The 16,888-nt window shown below is 71.2% G+C and carries 7 protein-coding genes; 2 read left to right on the forward strand and 5 right to left on the reverse strand.

Annotated elements, in window-relative coordinates; genetic code table 11:
• Positions 1 to 364: 364 nt before the first annotated feature.
• The 5 genes from CcI49_RS00235 to CcI49_RS00255 all read right to left on the reverse strand — a co-directional run bounded on the left by CcI49_RS00235 (position 365) and on the right by CcI49_RS00255 (position 11,813).
• A complete protein-coding gene (locus CcI49_RS00235) occupies positions 365 to 5,407 on the reverse strand; it encodes an alpha-(1->3)-arabinofuranosyltransferase family protein (protein ID WP_076823603.1) in 5,043 nt (1,680 codons plus the stop codon).
• The gene (locus tag CcI49_RS00240) at positions 5,404 to 6,666 is read right to left on the reverse strand and encodes a glycosyltransferase family 4 protein (protein ID WP_054564379.1); all 1,263 of its coding nucleotides are present in this window, start codon (positions 6,664 to 6,666) and stop codon (positions 5,404 to 5,406) included. The genes CcI49_RS00235 and CcI49_RS00240 overlap by 4 nt, the downstream gene beginning before the upstream one ends.
• Complete coding sequence (locus CcI49_RS00245) at positions 6,663 to 8,336, reverse strand: hypothetical protein (protein WP_235497515.1); 1,674 nt, start codon at positions 8,334 to 8,336, stop codon at positions 6,663 to 6,665. Before CcI49_RS00245 ends, CcI49_RS00240 begins: the two co-directional genes overlap by 4 nt.
• 236 nt (positions 8,337 to 8,572) lie before the next feature.
• Entirely contained in the window at positions 8,573 to 9,574 is a 1,002-nt protein-coding gene (gmd, locus tag CcI49_RS00250) for a GDP-mannose 4,6-dehydratase (RefSeq protein WP_006542607.1), read from the reverse strand.
• A gap of 64 nt (positions 9,575 to 9,638) precedes the next feature.
• A complete protein-coding gene (locus tag CcI49_RS00255; protein ID WP_054565344.1) occupies positions 9,639 to 11,813 on the reverse strand; it encodes an acyltransferase family protein in 2,175 nt (724 codons plus the stop codon).
• Positions 11,814 to 13,521: 1,708 nt separating this feature from the next.
• Between CcI49_RS00255 and CcI49_RS00260 the strand changes: the two genes are divergently transcribed.
• Both CcI49_RS00260 and rpsA read left to right on the forward strand, forming a co-directional pair.
• Positions 13,522 to 15,084 carry an acyltransferase gene (locus tag CcI49_RS00260; protein ID WP_347280096.1) on the forward strand — a complete coding sequence of 521 codons (1,563 nt, stop codon included), beginning with the start codon at positions 13,522 to 13,524 and terminating at the stop codon, positions 15,082 to 15,084.
• Positions 15,085 to 15,388: 304 nt separating this feature from the next.
• A complete protein-coding gene (gene rpsA, locus CcI49_RS00265) occupies positions 15,389 to 16,867 on the forward strand; it encodes a 30S ribosomal protein S1 (RefSeq protein ID WP_076823604.1) in 1,479 nt (492 codons plus the stop codon).
• Positions 16,868 to 16,888 lie beyond the last annotated feature (21 nt).

Below are 16,888 nucleotides of genomic sequence, written 5' to 3' on the forward strand. Positions count from 1 at the left end.
CCGTGTCGACCGCCGGCGTGGATGTTTTCACTCGTGAAGCTGTGCTCCCCCCCGCTGTGCCTGCCCACGCTCTGCTTGCCCGCGCCGTGTGGCCTGGCCGGCCGGATCCGCCAGGTCGCGGATCGTCGATGCCGACCGTGCCGACCGTGCGTCGGGCTGATTTCGCCGGAGTCGGTTGCCTCCTGCGGCGAAATCCCCCGATCCGAAGTGGTTTCCTGTGGCACCCCCGCGCCTCATCCCTTCGTCAGGACCCGTGGTCGGTCGCACTCGTCGACCAGGAGCCGCTCGTAGCAGATGACGCAGCGATGCTATACGGAGGGTAACCGGAAGTTACTCTCTGCAACCTTTGAGTCGGAGATTCGGCCTACCGTGCCGGACTTGCGTCCGCGGGGGCGGACGTTGCCGGTCGCTGGCGGCGTCGGGCCGCGAGGGTGATGACCGCCTCGGCGGCCAGCAACAGGACGGCCAGCCAGGAGATCGCGGCGACCTTGTGGAACGCGGCCACCCAGGACCCGTTTGACGGGAGGTCGAACCGGCCCTGTGCCTGCAGCACGTAGAGCGCGCTGACCGCCAGGCACACCATGGGCGCCAGACGCAGCACGATCCGGGCTCGGGGCACCCGTGCAGCGGCGGCGGTGCACAGCGCGACGATCAGACCGACCAGCGGACCGACCAGCACCACGCTCACCGCGCCGAGAGCCAGCGCCAGAATCACGGTCGACCGCCCGGAGACGGCCGGTGCCGCGTCCCGCCACGGTTCGGCGGTCGGCAGCTCGGCCAGGCTGGCGGCGCCCGGACCGGGCCGACCCGAGCCGGGCAGGTTCGCCGCGCCCGGTACCGCGGGCAGGCCCAGGTCGCGCCAGGTCCGCCCGCGGCGGCGCCGGTAGGTGCTGGCGATCAGCACCGCGAGGCTCAGCACCCCGGTGACGACCGAAAGCTTCAGCGCCAGGCCGACCACGTGCTGCGGCGCCCAGTCGATGACGACACTGAAGCTGCCGCTCGTCGGGTCGACCCGCCAGCCGTTGGCGTAGGCGTCCACCAGCCGGGGCTTGCCGAGGTCCTGGCCGCCGGTCTTCGCCGTCCAGCCGGGGGACTGGCTCTCGCCCAGCACCAGCCAGAACGGCTTGCCCGGTGTCGCCCCGGTGACGTCCACCTGGAACGACGTGTCGCTGGTCGCCTTGACCTTCAGCGTGGGCAGGGACGCGCCCCCGCCGCTGCCCGTACCGCTGGTCGCAGTGGTCGCGGCCGCGGCCGCGGGCGCGGTTGCGGGCGCCGAGGTTCCGCCGGTGGTGATCGCGGCGGCGTCCGTGCTGTCGCCGGTGGCGTCGAGCCAGGCGCCACCGCCGGCCTCGGAGGCGAGCAGCAGCCGGTCGATGTCGATGCCGGTCACGGAACCGTTCGCGGTGCGTATCACGTGGTCGCCGGCGCTGAGGGTCACCGGCGTCCCGCAGGCTCGCAGCGAGAGGCCGTCGCGGCCGCTGGCGTCCTTTATGGTGCCGGTGACCTGGACCCCGATCGGGGCGCCGTCGATGGTCAGCAGATCGGTGCGACACGGCGCGGGAATGTCCTGCGCGGCGGCGGCGACGAACCCGGTGCCGGCCGGGCCGGCCGGGCCGGCGGTCCCGGCGGTGCTCGCCGGGACCGCGTTGATCGTGTCGCCCGCGGCGGTGGCGGTGGCCCCCGTGGAGCCGGCGGCGCCGGGTGCCGTGGTGGCCGCCTCGTTGCGGCCGGTCCCGCCGGCGGTGCCGTCAAGCCCGGGGACGGACAGCTCCGCGATACCCACCGGGAGGTTGGTGATCGCGCCGCTGATCGTGTCCGTGCTGGTGACCGTGCGGACGTCGTCGACGACGAACCGGATGGTGTTCCCGGTGACAGCCGGGAAGCTCAGGCTCACGGTCTGGGTGGCGTCCCGGGTCTGGGAGGTCACCTTGGTGTCGTTGATCGGTGGGACGGTGACGGCGCCGACCCGGCGCCCGTCGACCACGATGCCGATCTTCGTCGGCACCGAGTGCCGCCCGTCGGCCACGACCGTCAGGTTCATCGTGGAGAACGTGACCGGCGTCGGTGCGGCGATCTGCAGCCAGGTCCCGACCTGGTCCCCGAGGCCCGGGCTCCACGCCGTGGTGGCCTTCCCGTCGAACGCGCTCGACGCACGCGCGTCGAGGTCGCCCGGCAGCCGGCCGGACGAGGACACCGTCGGCGCCGCCGCGGCGCGGCCCAGCGTCGCGTCGATGAGCTGGTCCGGCGCATAGGCGGAGATCCGGGCCGTGCCGGTGACCGCGAACGTGCGCGCCGTGGGCAGGTTGAACGTGCGCTTGATCGTCGACTCGGGGTCCATGCGGAACGGTTCCGCCGGGTTGGCGCGGTCACGCGACATCTGCAGGCTCAGCCGGTGCTCCAGCGAGTCCGCGCCGGCGGCGTCGAGGGTGTCGGTGGGCAGGCGCAGCACCTCGTCCGCGGTGAGCGGCCTGCCGTCCGGGCCCGGGATCTCCACCTCGGCCAGGCCCACCCCGGACAGACCGTCGTAGGTGCGCTGCTCGCCGTAGTTCGTGGCGTCGACGTGCACCCGCAGGGTGGTGAAGGTCCGGGACGGGAAGTCGATGACCTGGCCCAGCTCGGTGCGGGAGGATTCCCGCAGGTCGACGGTGACGGGGGAGCCGCCGTCGAAGGTCAGCGTGACGCGGGTGATCCACCGGTTGCGCGGGCCGTTGATCGGCTGCACGAGCCGGAGGTGGTCGGCGGTCGTCGCCTTCGTGAGCTGCACCTGCCAGGCGGCGCCGGTCGGGTCGGTGAACGCCCCCACCCGCCAGGCGGACTTCATGTCGCCGTCGATCGCCTGGGTCGGCCGGTCGGCGACACCGTAGGAGAACGTGTTGCCGTAGTCGGTGGCCCGCACGTTCGCGACCTGCGCCGCGGAGCCGGGCGGGGACGTCTGCATGATCGTCTCGGACGCGTGCCCGGCGTCGGGGAAGAGCACCAGCCGGTTGTCGTTCGGATCCTTGGTCAGTGGCGTGACGCCTGGCTGCTCGACATACCCGAAGTTCTCGCGGATGCCCGTCCACCGCTCGGCCCGCAGCCGGTTGGTGTCGCTGACGAGCAGCTCCGCGCCGTCGTTGAGAGCCTGGCGCATCTTGTCGGGGTCGGAGACGAGGTCGCCCGCGTAGAGCACGGTGCGCCCGCTGTCGAGCACGGCGTCGAGCTGGCCGGTGGCGGCCGCGTCGACGAGGGCCTCACCGTTGCCGCTGACCAGCAGCGGTGCCTCGGTGCTCTCGGCCCGCACGATCGAATGTGGGTCGTCGACGGCGAAGTCGGCCAGCGCCGGCGGGTCGATGACGTCCGCGTCGGTGCCCAGCGTGATCTCATCGGTGTAGGGGATGCCGGGGTCCTCGAGGGTGGGCGGCCCGAAGGTGCGCGGCTCGCTCAGCCCGTCCGGCCGGTTGTCGGCCACCAGGTCCCAGGTCGCGCGGGGGCGCGGGGTCCGGAACCGCTCGTAGGCGAGGTTGCTGCGCAGGACGACGTCGCCGGCGCTCATCAGCCGGGCGATGTYCGGGATCGACTCGGAGTCGAGCACGCCTTCCTGCATCCGCCGGTCCAGCGCGCGCACCAGGTCCACGGAGCCGGCGTCGCCGTAGGGGATGAGCTCGCGGACCACCGACGGCCGGTCCATCAGCCCGTAGGTGACCGGGTCGAGCGTGGTGYCCCACCGGTAGTGGGCGAAGTCGGCTCCGGGCAGCTCCAGCACCCGGGTCTGCTGGCCGGTCGTGTCCGGGGCGACGGCATCGAGGGCGCTGGCGAGCTCCTGCTCGTAGGCCGGGATGTCCTCCGGGCGGTCCAGCAGCGGCTCGATGAACTGCCCGCGGAACAGTGGCGACATGTTCAGCACGAGCATCAGCGCCGCCCCGCCGAACGCCAGGGTCGGCACCAGCGCGGGCCGTCGGCGCGCGGAGGCCGCGCCTGCCGTGGCCGTGGCCGCGGCTGCGGCTGCGGCTGCGGCCTCGGCTCGCCGTGCGCGGCTGGCCGCGAACCTCTGGTCGAGGACGGCCAGGCCGCCGGCGAGCAGCACCGACAGTCCCAGCACCACCATGGGGACCGCGCGGGGCAGCGAACGCAGCGCCAGCCCGGCGGTGGACCCCTCGGCGAAGTCGCGGAACAGCCGGCCCAGCGGCGACGGGTCGTCGTACGGGTACACGCCGACCGAGATCGTCGTGCCGAGCGTGATCAGGGCGACGAAGTAGGCGCGATGGCCCCAGCGCACGCAGGCGGCGGCGGCCAGCGCCAGGATGGGCACCGCGAAGCTGATCGCGATGATCACCAGGTTGCCGGTGTACTCGGTCGCCGGGCTGATCCAGGGCCCGAGGGCGTCCTCGCCGTAGAAGAACCAGTTGCCGAGGCCCCGCAGCACCTCGGACGCCTGCGAGCTGCTCGCGACGGTCTTCACCGTCTCGGTGAACGCGAGCACGTTCAGGCCGTAGCCGGCCTGCGTGTACAGACCGGCCATCCACCACGCGGACGTGACGATGATCAGCGCCACCGCCCGCGTGCACAGGCCGAGCGCGGTCGCGAACCGGACCTCGCGGGTGCCCCACACCGCGAACGGCACCCACAGCAGCGGCGCGAACAGAATGAAGATCAGGCTGGACGCGTTGATGCTGCCGATCAGGGTCACCATCAGCGCGAACGCCGCTGGCCACCGCCAGCCGGAGCGCAGGCGGTCCCACCGGGCGCGGCCCGTGGCAGCAGCGGCACCGGAGGCACCGGAGGCATCGGTGACGCCCGCTCGGGCGAGCTCGTCCACGCCTGCCTCGCGCAGGCCGCGCACGGTGATGCCGATCAGCCAGCCCAGGCCCGCGTACGGCAGCAGGATCGCCGAGATCCGGGCCTCGTACTCCAGGGTGTAGGGCGTGAGCATGTAGCCCAGCGCGGCGATGAACGCGTACCGGTCGGGCCAGCGGAACGACCGCATCAGGAACAGCACGCCCGCGCCCGCGCCGAACAGGATCGAGCCGGTCCACAGCCGCTGCGCCACCCAGTCGGGCAGCCCGACGAGCTGGAGGAGCCAGTAGAACAGGCCCTGCGGGAACAGGTAGCCGATGTTCTGGTGGGTGACCGTGCCCATCCCGACGTCGGGATCCCACATCGACACCGCGCGGGAGAGCATCCGGCCCGGGTCGAGGTAGAGGTAGGCCTTCGTGTCCGCGCCGATCCGCCCGGGCGCCGTCGCCAGCAGCGGGATGTAGGCCAGTGCCGCCAGCACCAACGTGGGCCACGAGGGGATCACACGCTGGAAGCGGCGGGGGATGCGCGGTCGGCGGGTCGAGCCTGGGCCGTCGGAGCCCAGCGTGGCATCCGGCCCCGGCTCCGGCCCGTCGGGCGCCGCGGAGCCGGATGCCTGAGCGGTCAACGTCACTGGGGCGTGCCCGGGTGGCTGCTCGGGGCGGGGCGGCGCAGCAGCTTGCGACGAGCGGCCTCGTTCACCAGCGCGAGATAGGTCGCGCGGGCGGTCTGCTCCCAGGTGAACGTCGCCGCGTGGGCCAGTGCGCCGGCGGTCAGCCGGGTCCGCAGCTCGGTGTCGGTCAGCACGCTCGCGAGCGTCTTGCCCAGGTCATGCGGATCCTCCACGAGCAGACCGGACGCGCCGTCCACGACCGCATCGGTGTGGCCGGCGATCCTGGTCGCGACGGCGGGTGTCCCGCAGGCGGCGGCCTCGGTGATCGTCATGCCCCAACCTTCCCTGGCGGAGGCGGAGGTCAGCACCCAGGCGCGCCGATAGAGGTCGAGAAGCTCCGCGTCGTCCACCCTGCCGACCAGCCGCAGCCAGCGGCCGGCGCCGGCGGCCGCGATGCGTGCCTCCAGCGCCGGGCGCTCGTACCCCTCGCCGACGATCACGGCCTCCATCGCCGGATGCTCGTCATGCGCACGGATGAGCGCGTCGATCAGCACGTCGAACCGCTTGACCGGGACCAGCCGGCCGACCGCCAGCACCAGCGGATGCGGCGAACGCTCCCCGGCCGGTCTGAAGGACGGGTCGATGCCCGGCGGGATCACCGAGATGTTGCCGGCCGGCAGGCCGAGCAGCTCGATGATCTCGTCACGGGAGGACTGGGACAGCGTGAGGATGCGGGTCCGCCGGTACATCGGCGGCGCCATCCTGAACTCGATGGTCTCGCCGACCTGGGCCAGCTTGGGGGAGAGCACCATCCGCCACATCTCGGCGTGCACATGGTGCAGGAACACCACCCGCGGGCAGCGGGCCCAGAGCGGGGAGAAGAACGGCATGCCGTTCCAGATCTCGACCAGCCCGTCCCACGGGCCGCCCCGCCCGAACGCGCCGGACATCGCCGTGCGCGGGAAGACGGAGTAGCGCCCGGCCTTGCGCACGACCTGGTAGCCGTGCCGCCGTGCGGTCTCCGGATGGCCGGGCGCGAGCGCGGTGCGCAGGCTGACGTCGACACCGGCCGCGGCCCACCGCTCGGCGACCTTGTCCGCGTGCAGCTCCGAACCGCCCGACTCGGGGTCGTCGAGATCACGCCAGGCCAACATGTGGATGCGGCGCAGGCCCGACAGCTCGACCAGCTCGGCCAGGGTCGGGGTGGGGGCGGACAGCGCGGTCAGGTCGATTCCGGAGAGCGCGGCCAGCGCGGCTTCCTCCTGCGGGAGCGCGCTCATGCGCGGGCCGTCCGGCGCGCGGCGGCGAGAACCATCAGCCCGGTCACGACCGCGAGGACCGCCTGGCAGCCGAGATTCGCGCGCGCGGTCGACACGGGGGAGCCCTGGGCCCAGACCATCAGGGACACGGCGGCACCGGTCGCGACGGCGAGCACGGCGAGCACGGCTCGCTCGCCGAGGGCGAGCAGGTAGTGGGAGAACAACACGGTCGCTCCGAGACAGGTCATTGCTCCGGCGAGTGGAAGGAGGGCACCGGAGGCATTGGTGAAACGCGGCCCGAAAGCCAGAGACAGCAGTGTGTCGGGTGCGATGGCGGCCACGGTGAGCAGCCCCACGGCAGGCACGGCGAGTATCGCCAGGGTTGCGCCGAGCTGATGCAGTGCGTGCTGCCCCAGATGATTGCGGTCCGCGGCCTCAGGCAGGAGAAAGCCGGCGAGGACGACCGCTGCCAGCACAATCACCTTCGCCGCGACCGACACAGCCGCGTAGGGGCCGGACTCGTCCGGAGAGAGCCTGCCCTGCAGCAGAACATCGATGTTCTGCAGGACGCCCAGGAACGCCAGTGTCACCAGGGCCGAACCGACCTCGACGGCGAGGCGCCGAGGCTCCGCGGTGGCCGCCGGGCCGGCGACGGGCAACGGCAGCGTCGTCGCCGCCGTGTCCGTGCCTGCCGGGGGGCCTGCCGGGGTTGCCGGAGGCGGCTGCCAGCCTACCGGCTCCAGGTTGCTGAGCGCGGACGGATGGCGCCGCAGGCACAGACGAGTGTGCGCCAGCGCGGCGAGCACCCCGAACAGGACGGCGATCGCCGCGCCGGCCTCGTCCAGGCCGGCGAGCACCAGCGCGATCGTGGAGCCGCTCTTCACCGCGGCGTCGACGAGCAGGTTCGCGGACAACGCGGGGTACAGCCGTCCGCACTGCATCAGCCCGCGGTCGACACACAGCAGGCACCAGGCGGCACCGGCGATGATGATCTCCGCGACGCCGCCGGCACCGGGCAGCGAGAGCTCGTCGGCGATGAAGCCACGGGCCAGGGCCGCGACCACGGCGACGGAGAGGACCACCACGACGCCGACCCGACGAACCCGGCTGATCCAGGCGTCGATCAACTCGGCCTGGCCGGTGTGCTGCCAGTTGCTGATCCGCCGGACGACTCCGACAAGCAGGGCGCTGCCGGGCATGGAGACGACGAAGAAGATCGCGAAGAGCTGGGCGACGGCGCCGTAGGACCGGGTGCTCATCTCCCGCGCGATCACCAGGGTCACCCCCAGGTTCGCCGCGTTCGCGACCAGGCCGGCGAGTGCGAGCGGGATGGCGCCGCGCATCGCGGCCCGAATGCGGTCGCTCTGGCCGCGCAGGCGCGCGGGCGCCAGCCCGGCGAGCCCGGGAAACGCCGCCAGGCTCGGATGCGTCCGCCGTGCCGCGCCCGCCCCGCCCGCGTCACGCGGGTCCGGCAGGCCGGTCGCCCGGCCTGAGATCGGCGTCCCGGCCGTGGTGCCGGCGGTGGCGCCGACCGGCCCCGTGCCGCCGTCGTAGGCGGTGCCTCCGGGCGCCGTGCCCGTGGGTGACGCCGTGCCCGTGGGTGACGCCGTGCCCGTGGGTGACGCCGTGCCCGTGGGTGAGGAGGAGGCCGGCGTCCGACCCGCCGCCGGGTCGGACGCGCGGAACGACATGGGTGCCCGTCGGCCCGAACGGTGTCGTCCGCGGGACTGAGGGGGGAGGGAACCGGCGGCCGGACCAGTGTTCATCGGCTGTCCCCCGGAGTCACGCACGCGCGTACCCTCCCCGTCACAGGGCGTGACATGCATCCGGACGTGAACTCACCCGCGCCGAGTCGTGGCGCGGGCCGCAGGGCGTGGGATGCGGGCCTTTCGCACGCGTCCCGACATGAGTGTCCGGGCAGCATCAGTCACCTGTTCGTCAGCGTCTGTCCCGCGGCTGCGGCCTCGGCGGCGAGGTCGGCGTCGACCATCATCTCAACCAGCTCGTGGAAGCCCACCCGCGGCTTCCACCCCAGGACCTCACGCGCCTTGGACGCGTCACCGACCAGCACGTCGACCTCCGCCGGCCGGAAGAACCGCGGATCGACCCGCACGTACTCCGACCAGTCCTCGATCCCCACCCGCGCGAACGCCACATCCAACAGCTCCCGGATGCTGTGCGTCTCACCCGTCGCGACCACGAAGTCGTCCGGGACGTCCTGCTGCAGCATCCGCCACATCGCGTCCACATAATCCCCGGCGAAACCCCAGTCCCGCCGCGACTCGAGATTTCCCAGTGACACCGAGTCCTGCAACCCCAGCGAAATCCGCGCCACCGCCCGCGAGATCTTCCGCGTCACGAACTCGATCCCGCGCCGCGGCGACTCGTGGTTGAACAGCAACCCCGAACACGCGAACAACCCGTATGACTCGCGATAGTTCACCGTCAGATAGTGCCCGAATGTCTTGGCCACCCCGTACGGCGATCTCGGGTGAAATGGTGTCGTCTCCCGCTGCGGGGTCTCCCGCACCTTCCCGAACATCTCCGACGAGGACGCCTGGTAGAAGCGCACGCGCGACAGATCGTTACCCGCCGCGATCCGCAATGCCTCCAGAACCCGCAAAACTCCCATTCCGGTGGTCTCGCCGGTCAGCTCCGCCTGCTTCCAGGAGAGACCCACAAAGGAGATCGCACCCAGGTTGTACACCTCGTCCGGCTGCGAGATCTCCACGGCACCGATCAACGACGGCAGATCGGTGAGATCCCCCTCCAGGAGCACCACCCCGGGCACCACCCGCTCCACCGTCGCGACCTTCGGGTTCGACTGCCCGCGCACCAGGCCGAACACCTCATAACCGCGCCCGACCAGCAGCTCACCCAGGTACAAGCCGTCCTGGCCGGTGATTCCCGTAATCAGTGCGCGAGGCACGATCATCCTCCTGTGGACCGTGGAGTACTGCTGCGGAAGGTTAGCGCCAGGTAAAGCGACGAGGTCACTCGGGTACCGGGCTCGGCGTGCCCGCGCCGCCAGTCGTTGCCGGGCGGAGCATCCGTACAAGCTGAGGCACAATGACATCACCTGCCCGTGCGCCACCACCGTTGCTGATGTGCACGCCGTCGTCGTCGCGTACCTGTACGCCGTCGATCTCGTCGCGGTACTGGTTGTCCGGGCTGAGGATCGCCGCGAGATCGATCACGGTTGTCACCGCGGAGTGCCGGGCGGCTGCCTGGCGTAGCAGGGCATTGAACGCGATCACCCGGTCCGGCCTGGTCTCCGGGTAGATACTGCCGTCAGCCGCCTCGTCCTTCCTGAACATGGGGGTGGTGAGAAGGACCACCCTCGCCCCGCCGGCCGAGAGCGTGGTGATCGCCAGATCGAGCTCCCGCCCCAGGTAGGCGTCGAAGGCGGGATCGCCGATGTGCGTCCGGCGACCGTTGTACACCTGGTCGGTGACCTCCCACCGGCCGACCAGCAGCAGTGCGACGTCGGGGTGGACCTCGTCGACCTTCTGCCGCAACCGGTTGGGCCAGTTGACGCAGCTCGCCTGCGGATAGTCCCGCTCGCCCATGAGGTACCTCGGCTGTGCCCGGGAGACGCCGCAGCCGAGCTCGGAGGCGTCGCGGACCTCCATCCCCTGGTCCGCCGCGGTGACGGTGAACTGGCTGAAACCCAGCGTGAGCGCGAGCGAGTCGCCGGCCATGATCGCGCGCAGGGTCCGGCCACCGGAGGCGGGCTCGGCGCGCGGCGTCGGTGGCGCCGCGACCGCGGCCTGCTGTGCCAGGCGTTCCAGATCGGCCGCGCCACGTCCGGCGGCGGGATCCGCGATCGTCGCCACCATGACGACGGCGACGACGGCGCCGATCGAGGCGGGAACGGTGAGCCGCGGCCGGGGGAAGCGGATCTTCCCACGCCGGATCGGGTTCTCGACCAGGTGGAACGACGCGATGGTGATCGCCGCCGTGACAGCGACCCGGGCGGCGAGCAGCGCCGGGCCGCTCAGCCCGGTGCGGCCGGCGGTGACGGTCAGAAAGACTGGCCAGTGCCACAGGTAGAGCCCGTAGGAGACCCGACCGATGGCAGGCAGCGGGGCGCAGGAGAGCACTTTCGCGGCCGGCCCGGTCGGCACCTCGATGATCGAGGCGATCAGCAGCATCACGACGACCGCCACGCCGAGGAAGCCGCCGGTGTACAGCACCCGGCTCTCCCCGTCGACGGTCGCCCAGATCGCGAGCATCGCCAGGCCCGCCAGGCACCCGACGACCGCCAGGCCCTTCTTCGTCCGCGCGGTGAGCGGAGTCCGCCGCTGGATCCGCCAGACGGCGAGGGCCGCGCCGGCGAGCAGTGCCTGGGCACGGGTGTCCGTGCCGTAGTAGATCCGGGACTCGTCGCTGTCGAGCAGGACCAGCAACAGCCCGAGCAGCGCCGAGGCCTCCGCCCCGAGAACCGCCACGGTGAGGATCAGGGTCTGGGCCCGGCGGCGCTGGTTGCGCCAGCGGGTCACCGTCCGTCCGGTCTGCCACATCAGCAGGTAGACGCACAGCGGCCACAGCACGTAGAACTGCTCCTCCACCGCCAGCGACCAGGTGTGCAGCAGCGGCGACGGGGTGGAGAGATGATCGAAGTAGCTCTGGTCCGACAGCGCGAAGCGCCAGTTGGCGACGTAGCCGAGGGTCGCCAGCGCGTCCATGCGCAACGTCGCGACCTCGCTGGGAGCCGCTACCCAGCGGGCATAGGCCGCCACCCCGAGCATCATGGTCAGCAGCGCCGGCATCAGCCGGCGGGTGCGCCGGATCCAGAACGACCTGAGGTCGATGCGCCTGGTCGCGCGGTACTCGGTGACCAGCAGGCCGGTGATCAGGAATCCGGAGAGCACGAAGAAGGCGTCGACGCCGAGCAGCCCGCCCGGCATCCAGCTCAGACCGGCGTGGTAAGCCATGACGCTCATGACCGCCAGTGCCCGCAGGCCGTCCAGCGCGGGGGAGTGGCCGAGCGGCGCGAGGACCGGAGCCGTGAGTGGGCCCGTCTCCATCGGGCCGGTGTCGGTCGGGCCGGTCTCTGGAGAGCTGCTGGGCCGCGGCACGCCGGTCTCCCGCGGGCCGGAGTCCGTCGGAGCGGCCTTCCGTGGGCCGCTCTTGCGCAGGCTGGGACGCACCGGGCCGGTCTCCATCGGGCCGGTCTCGGGCGGGCCCGGCTGCGTCGGTGGCCGGGTGCGTGCCGATGGCCGGGGGGGTCCCGGTATCCGGGTCCGGGCGGAGGTGCGCTCGATCCGCTCGGTGTCCTCGCCCCGGTAGCCGGTCGCCGTGCGCAGCCGACCATCAGGGTCGGGGACGGCGTCCCGCTGGTACGCGGCGTCGAGGCGACCGCGGTCGAGGCGGTTCTGGTCGGGTGAAAGGCCGGTGGTCAGCTGGTCGGAGCCCACGGCGCGGTCACGCTCCCGGCGCGAGCCAGTCCTGGTGGTGGCCCGGCCTTCCCGCGAACTGCCGCGTCGGGGGCGGGCCAGCGGGTGGGTGTCGATCTCTCGGCGGCTCAGCCCAGTCCCCTTTCCGAGTCGTTGTTACCTGGCCCGTCGATCCGGTGACCCGCGGATCCCGGGCTCGGCACGCGGCTGACCAGGAACGATCTCCCGGCCTGGGTGCAATGTCCGTTACGACCACGATGCCCGATGTGAGGCAGGCGCCTGCTCGCGGGTCCGCCTTTGACGCGGATCGAGGGCTGGCCGGGTCGACCGACGTCGGCCCGGCCCGACTGCCCGGTCCGCCGGATTTCGCCGTGTCGTCGCGGGAAACGAGTTTGTCGCCCGGCCGCGTGGTCACGGTTGCGCCGGCGATGTGCCCCGGCCGGCATCCACATTGCCATTGCCTGTCCTGGATGGGCTCGACGTCACCTCGCTGTGGTCGGGGGAGAAAACTCGGAATCATCCTTGCCCGTCGGATTCACCCAGTTGTCGTCCCGGCGGTACCACGGCGTCGAGGCTACGACGAAGGGATCGTCCGACGACACTGATGGGTGGCAAGGCTCGAGCTGTCCAGTGTGTTGATCGGCACGACGGAAGCCCATTGCGCATGGGCGGATGGGCTGCCTGGCCGGGCTGACCGGAGGGCCTGTGGCGGGACTGCTGGCACCGTCGGCGCAGTTCAGCGTAGTGGCCCGTTCGGCTGGCGAGGCTGGGGTCAGGCGCGCCGCTCGTCGTCCGCCAGCCGGACGGCGCGGCATCCACGTTAGCCGGTCGGCTGGTCGCACAGCTCAACCCGTTGATTAATTGACCACCACTTCCGATGTATACGTCCTCCGTTGAGCATTCGCGATCGTTGGTGCTGGTCGTTGTATGTCGGTATATGGGTGTTAGTGCGTGCCGGGTGTAGCCGCTCCGCGTCGCTGGCGCCACCGCGGTGGCGCTTCGTGCGATCCGCACTAAACGCACTGCGATCAGTTGCGGCGCAATCTTGCCAAGTCACTACTGTCCGTGCTGGTCCTCTGTATGGTCGCGTGCCGCCCCGGAGAAAGGCGCAGGCCGCGCCGGCTGGCCGTGGCGGGCTTCACCAGGCGCCGTCCGGTCAGGATTTTCGCTGGATGCCGGGGGAAACGGGCGCTCGCGGCGAGGTCGGTAGCGGTCCCCGTCACGCTTGCGCGGGGCCCGCGCGTGGTACCTCCTGGTACCTTGCGTGCGTGCCTGACATCACCGACAGTGGCGGTCGGGATAGATGACCGCCGGCTTCCGAGGCAAGCTCGGCGTTGCCACGAAAAGCGTGGCCTTCGCCGGTGCTGGCGCTGGTGCCGGTGCTGTCACCGATGGTGCGGGGCCCGCCGTGGAGTCCCGGCGTGGGCCGGCCGGCGCCGAACCGACTGAAACATCTGGATCATCCGGATCGGCGGAGGTGACGGGGCGGTCGGAGGCCCGGTCAGGCCCGCCCGTGGTGTTCCCCGGCTTCGACGGGCTGCGTGGGATCGCCGCGCTGCTGGTGCTGGTCGTCCACGTGGCCTTCTACAGCGGGCTGACCACGGGCGACAACGCGATCGGGACCTACGTGGCCCGGGGCGAGATCGGCGTGGAGATCTTCTTCCTGATCTCGGGTTTCCTGCTCTACCGGCCGTTCGCCGCCGCGCACCTCAGTGGTCGCCGGGCTCCCGACGCCCCGGCCTTCTTCGTCCGTCGCCTGCTGCGGATCATCCCGCTCTACTGGCTGGCGCTCGCGGTCGCGCTGAACGTCGTGCCGGACGAGCGGATGGGCGTCCACGGTCTCAAGGGGCTGGTGCAGACCGCCCTGTTCGCGCAGGGCTACCGCAAGGAGACCGCGATCCAGGGCCTGACCCAGGCCTGGACCCTCAACATCGAGTTCGCGTTCTACCTCTCGATCCCGCTCTACGCCTGGCTGCTCGTCCGCCGGCGGCGCTCCCCCCGCGCCCAGCTGAGGGTCGAGCTCGCCGCGCTCGCGGTGATTTTCGTCATCAGCCGGGTGCTGCACTACAAGTTGATCGGGTCCGACATCTGGTGGGCGGACGGCTGGACGGTTTGGCTGCCGGTCTGGTGGGACCTGTTCGCCATGGGCATGCTGCTCGCGGTCCTGTCCGCCTGGTACACGCAGAACGGGCGCTCGCCGCGTTGGGCGCAGTGGCGTTGGTTCGGGGCCGCCTGCGTACTGGCAGCGGCGTTCTTCTACTGGTTCTCGAGCACGCAGCTCGGGCTGCCCCGCAGCCCGCTGTTCATCCCGGACCGCGGCCAGGACATGGGGCGCCACCTCTTCTACGGCCTGACCGGATTCTTCCTGCTCCTGCCCGCGGTGTTCGGGCCGAGCGACCGCGGCCTGGTGCGCAGGTTCCTCGCCTGCCGCCCGATGGCCTGGCTCGGGATGATCTCGTACGGCATCTACCTGTGGCACACCACCGTCATCGACGTCGTCGTCGAGCACATCAGCCCGGCCGACGGCGCGCGCCCCTTCTGGCCGTTCTTCCTCATGGTCCTGGGGTTGACCTGCGCCGTCTCCGCGGTGACCTACCTGCTGGTCGAGCGCCCGTTCATCGCGCTGGGGCGGTGGCTGGTGGGCCGGCTGCGGGCCCGTTCGAGGCCGGGCGGGCGGGTCGGCCAGGCAGCCGGGCCAGGCACCACGGCGCCATTGGCGACCGGCCTGACGCGCGGCGTCGCGGTGTCGGATGGCGGACACCTCGGTGTGGGCGGCGTCGCCGCCGGTGCGGTGGACGGTGACCCGGCACGGACGATGCCGCTGCGGATCGGCGGGGCGGGACAGGTTCGATCCGGCGACGTGCCCGCCACCCGGGTGCCTCCCGAGGACACCCCGGGCGCACCTGCTCCCCGGGCCGCCCACCGGGGATTCGGCCGCCGGGATCGGCGTGACGCGCGGTCGCGCCAGCCGTCCCCGGGCGGAACGCCCGAGGGTCGACGTGGACACTTTCACAGTCAACTCGAGGACGAGACCAGGTGACTTTTCGTACTATGTGAGCGTCAAAGGGTGAGCGGGATGGCCGCTGGGTGGCCACGAGATGGCCGGCTGAGCCGGCGATCCGGCCGATCGACTTCGAGTCGGTGGCTGCTCCCGTTGACCTCCAGGGACACCGCTCCCTAGACTTGGGAGTTGCACGAGGGTTCGTGGGTCTCAGACCGAGCGGATCCACTCGAGCAGTCGCTTTCGGTTCTGACAGTGTCGTTCTTGCGGTGCCTGTCCCTCCGTCCCGGCGGTTCGATCCGGCCCTCGCGCGAAGAGACGATTCCCAGTCGGAGCCGACCCCTTGACGAGCACCACCGACGTACGACCCGTGGAGACCGTGACCACCTCGCACAGCCCGACCACACCACAGGTTGCGGTCAACGACATCGGCTCGGCCGAGGACTTCCTCGCCGCGGTCGACAAGACGATCAAGTTTTTCAACGACGGCGACATCGTCGACGGCGTCATCGTCAAGGTGGACCGCGACGAGGTGCTCCTCGACATCGGCTACAAGACCGAGGGCGTCATCCCGTCGCGGGAGCTCTCGATCAAGCACGACGTCGATCCGCACGAGGTCGTCTCGGTCGGCGACCACGTCGAGGCCCTTGTTCTCCAGAAGGAGGACAAGGAAGGTCGTCTGATCCTGTCCAAGAAGCGCGCCCAGTACGAGCGCGCCTGGGGCACGATCGAGAAACTCAAGGAGGAGGACGGCGTCGTCACCGGCACCGTCATCGAGGTCGTCAAGGGTGGTCTCATCCTCGACATCGGCCTGCGTGGCTTCCTCCCCGCCTCGCTCGTGGAGATGCGTCGCGTCCGCGACCTTCAGCCCTACGTGGGCCGTGAGCTCGAAGCCAAGATCATCGAGCTGGACAAGAACCGCAACAACGTGGTTCTCTCCCGCCGCGCCTGGCTGGAGCAGACCCAGAGCGAGGTGCGCTCGGAGTTCCTGGCGCAGCTTGCCAAGGGCCAGATCCGCAAGGGCGTGGTCAGCTCCATCGTCAACTTCGGTGCCTTCGTGGACCTGGGTGGCGTGGATGGTCTCGTGCACGTCTCCGAGCTGTCCTGGAAGCACATCGATCACCCGTCCGAGGTGGTCGAGGTCGGCCAGGAGGTCACGGTCGAGGTCCTCGACGTCGACCTGGACCGCGAGCGGGTCTCCCTGTCGCTGAAGGCGACGCAGGAGGACCCGTGGCGTCAGTTCGCCCGGACCCACGCGATCGGCCAGGTCGTGCCCGGCCGCGTTACCAAGCTCGTGCCGTTCGGTGCGTTCGTCCGGGTGGACGAGGGCATCGAGGGCCTGGTGCACATCTCGGAGCTGGCCGAGYGCCACGTCGAGATCCCCGAGCAGGTTGTGAACGTCGGCGACGAGATCCTCGTCAAGGTCATCGACATCGACCTCGACCGCCGTCGGATCAGCCTTTCGCTCAAGCAGGCCAACGAGGCCTCCGCGCTGGCCGGTGAGGGCGACACGTTCGACCCGAGCCAGTACGGCATGGAAGCCAAGTACGACGAGCAGGGCAACTACGTCTACCCCGAGGGCTTCGACCCCGAGACCGGCGAATGGCTGCCGGGCTTCGAGGAGCAGCAGGCCGAGTGGGAGCGGCAGTACGCCGAGGCCCAGACCCGGTACGAGGCCCACCAGGCCCAGATCCGGGCGGCGCAGGAGGCGGACGCGGCAGCTGCGGCGCCGTCCTCCTACACCTCGCAGTCGGAGCAGCCCGCTTCGGCGATCGACGAGGAGGCGCTGCGGCGGCTTCGGGAGCAGTTCGGCAGGGAGTAGTCCGGCGAGGGAGCACCTGGT

It is taken from the genome of Frankia sp. CcI49, assembly GCF_001983215.1.
GTDB lineage: Bacteria > Actinomycetota > Actinomycetes > Frankiales > Frankiaceae > Parafrankia > Parafrankia irregularis.

Bases quoted from the DNA above. Each gene is read 5' to 3' on its own strand.
- CcI49_RS00245 (WP_235497515.1), bottom strand. From the start codon at position 8,336: ATGTCGTTCCGCGCGTCCGACCCGGCGGCGGGTCGGACGCCGGCCTCC.
- CcI49_RS00240 (WP_054564379.1), bottom strand. From the start codon at position 6,666: ATGAGCGCGCTCCCGCAGGAGGAAGCCGCGCTGGCCGCGCTCTCCGGA.
- CcI49_RS00255 (WP_054565344.1), bottom strand. From the start codon at position 11,813: ATGGAGACCGGCCCGGTGCGTCCCAGCCTGCGCAAGAGCGGCCCACGG.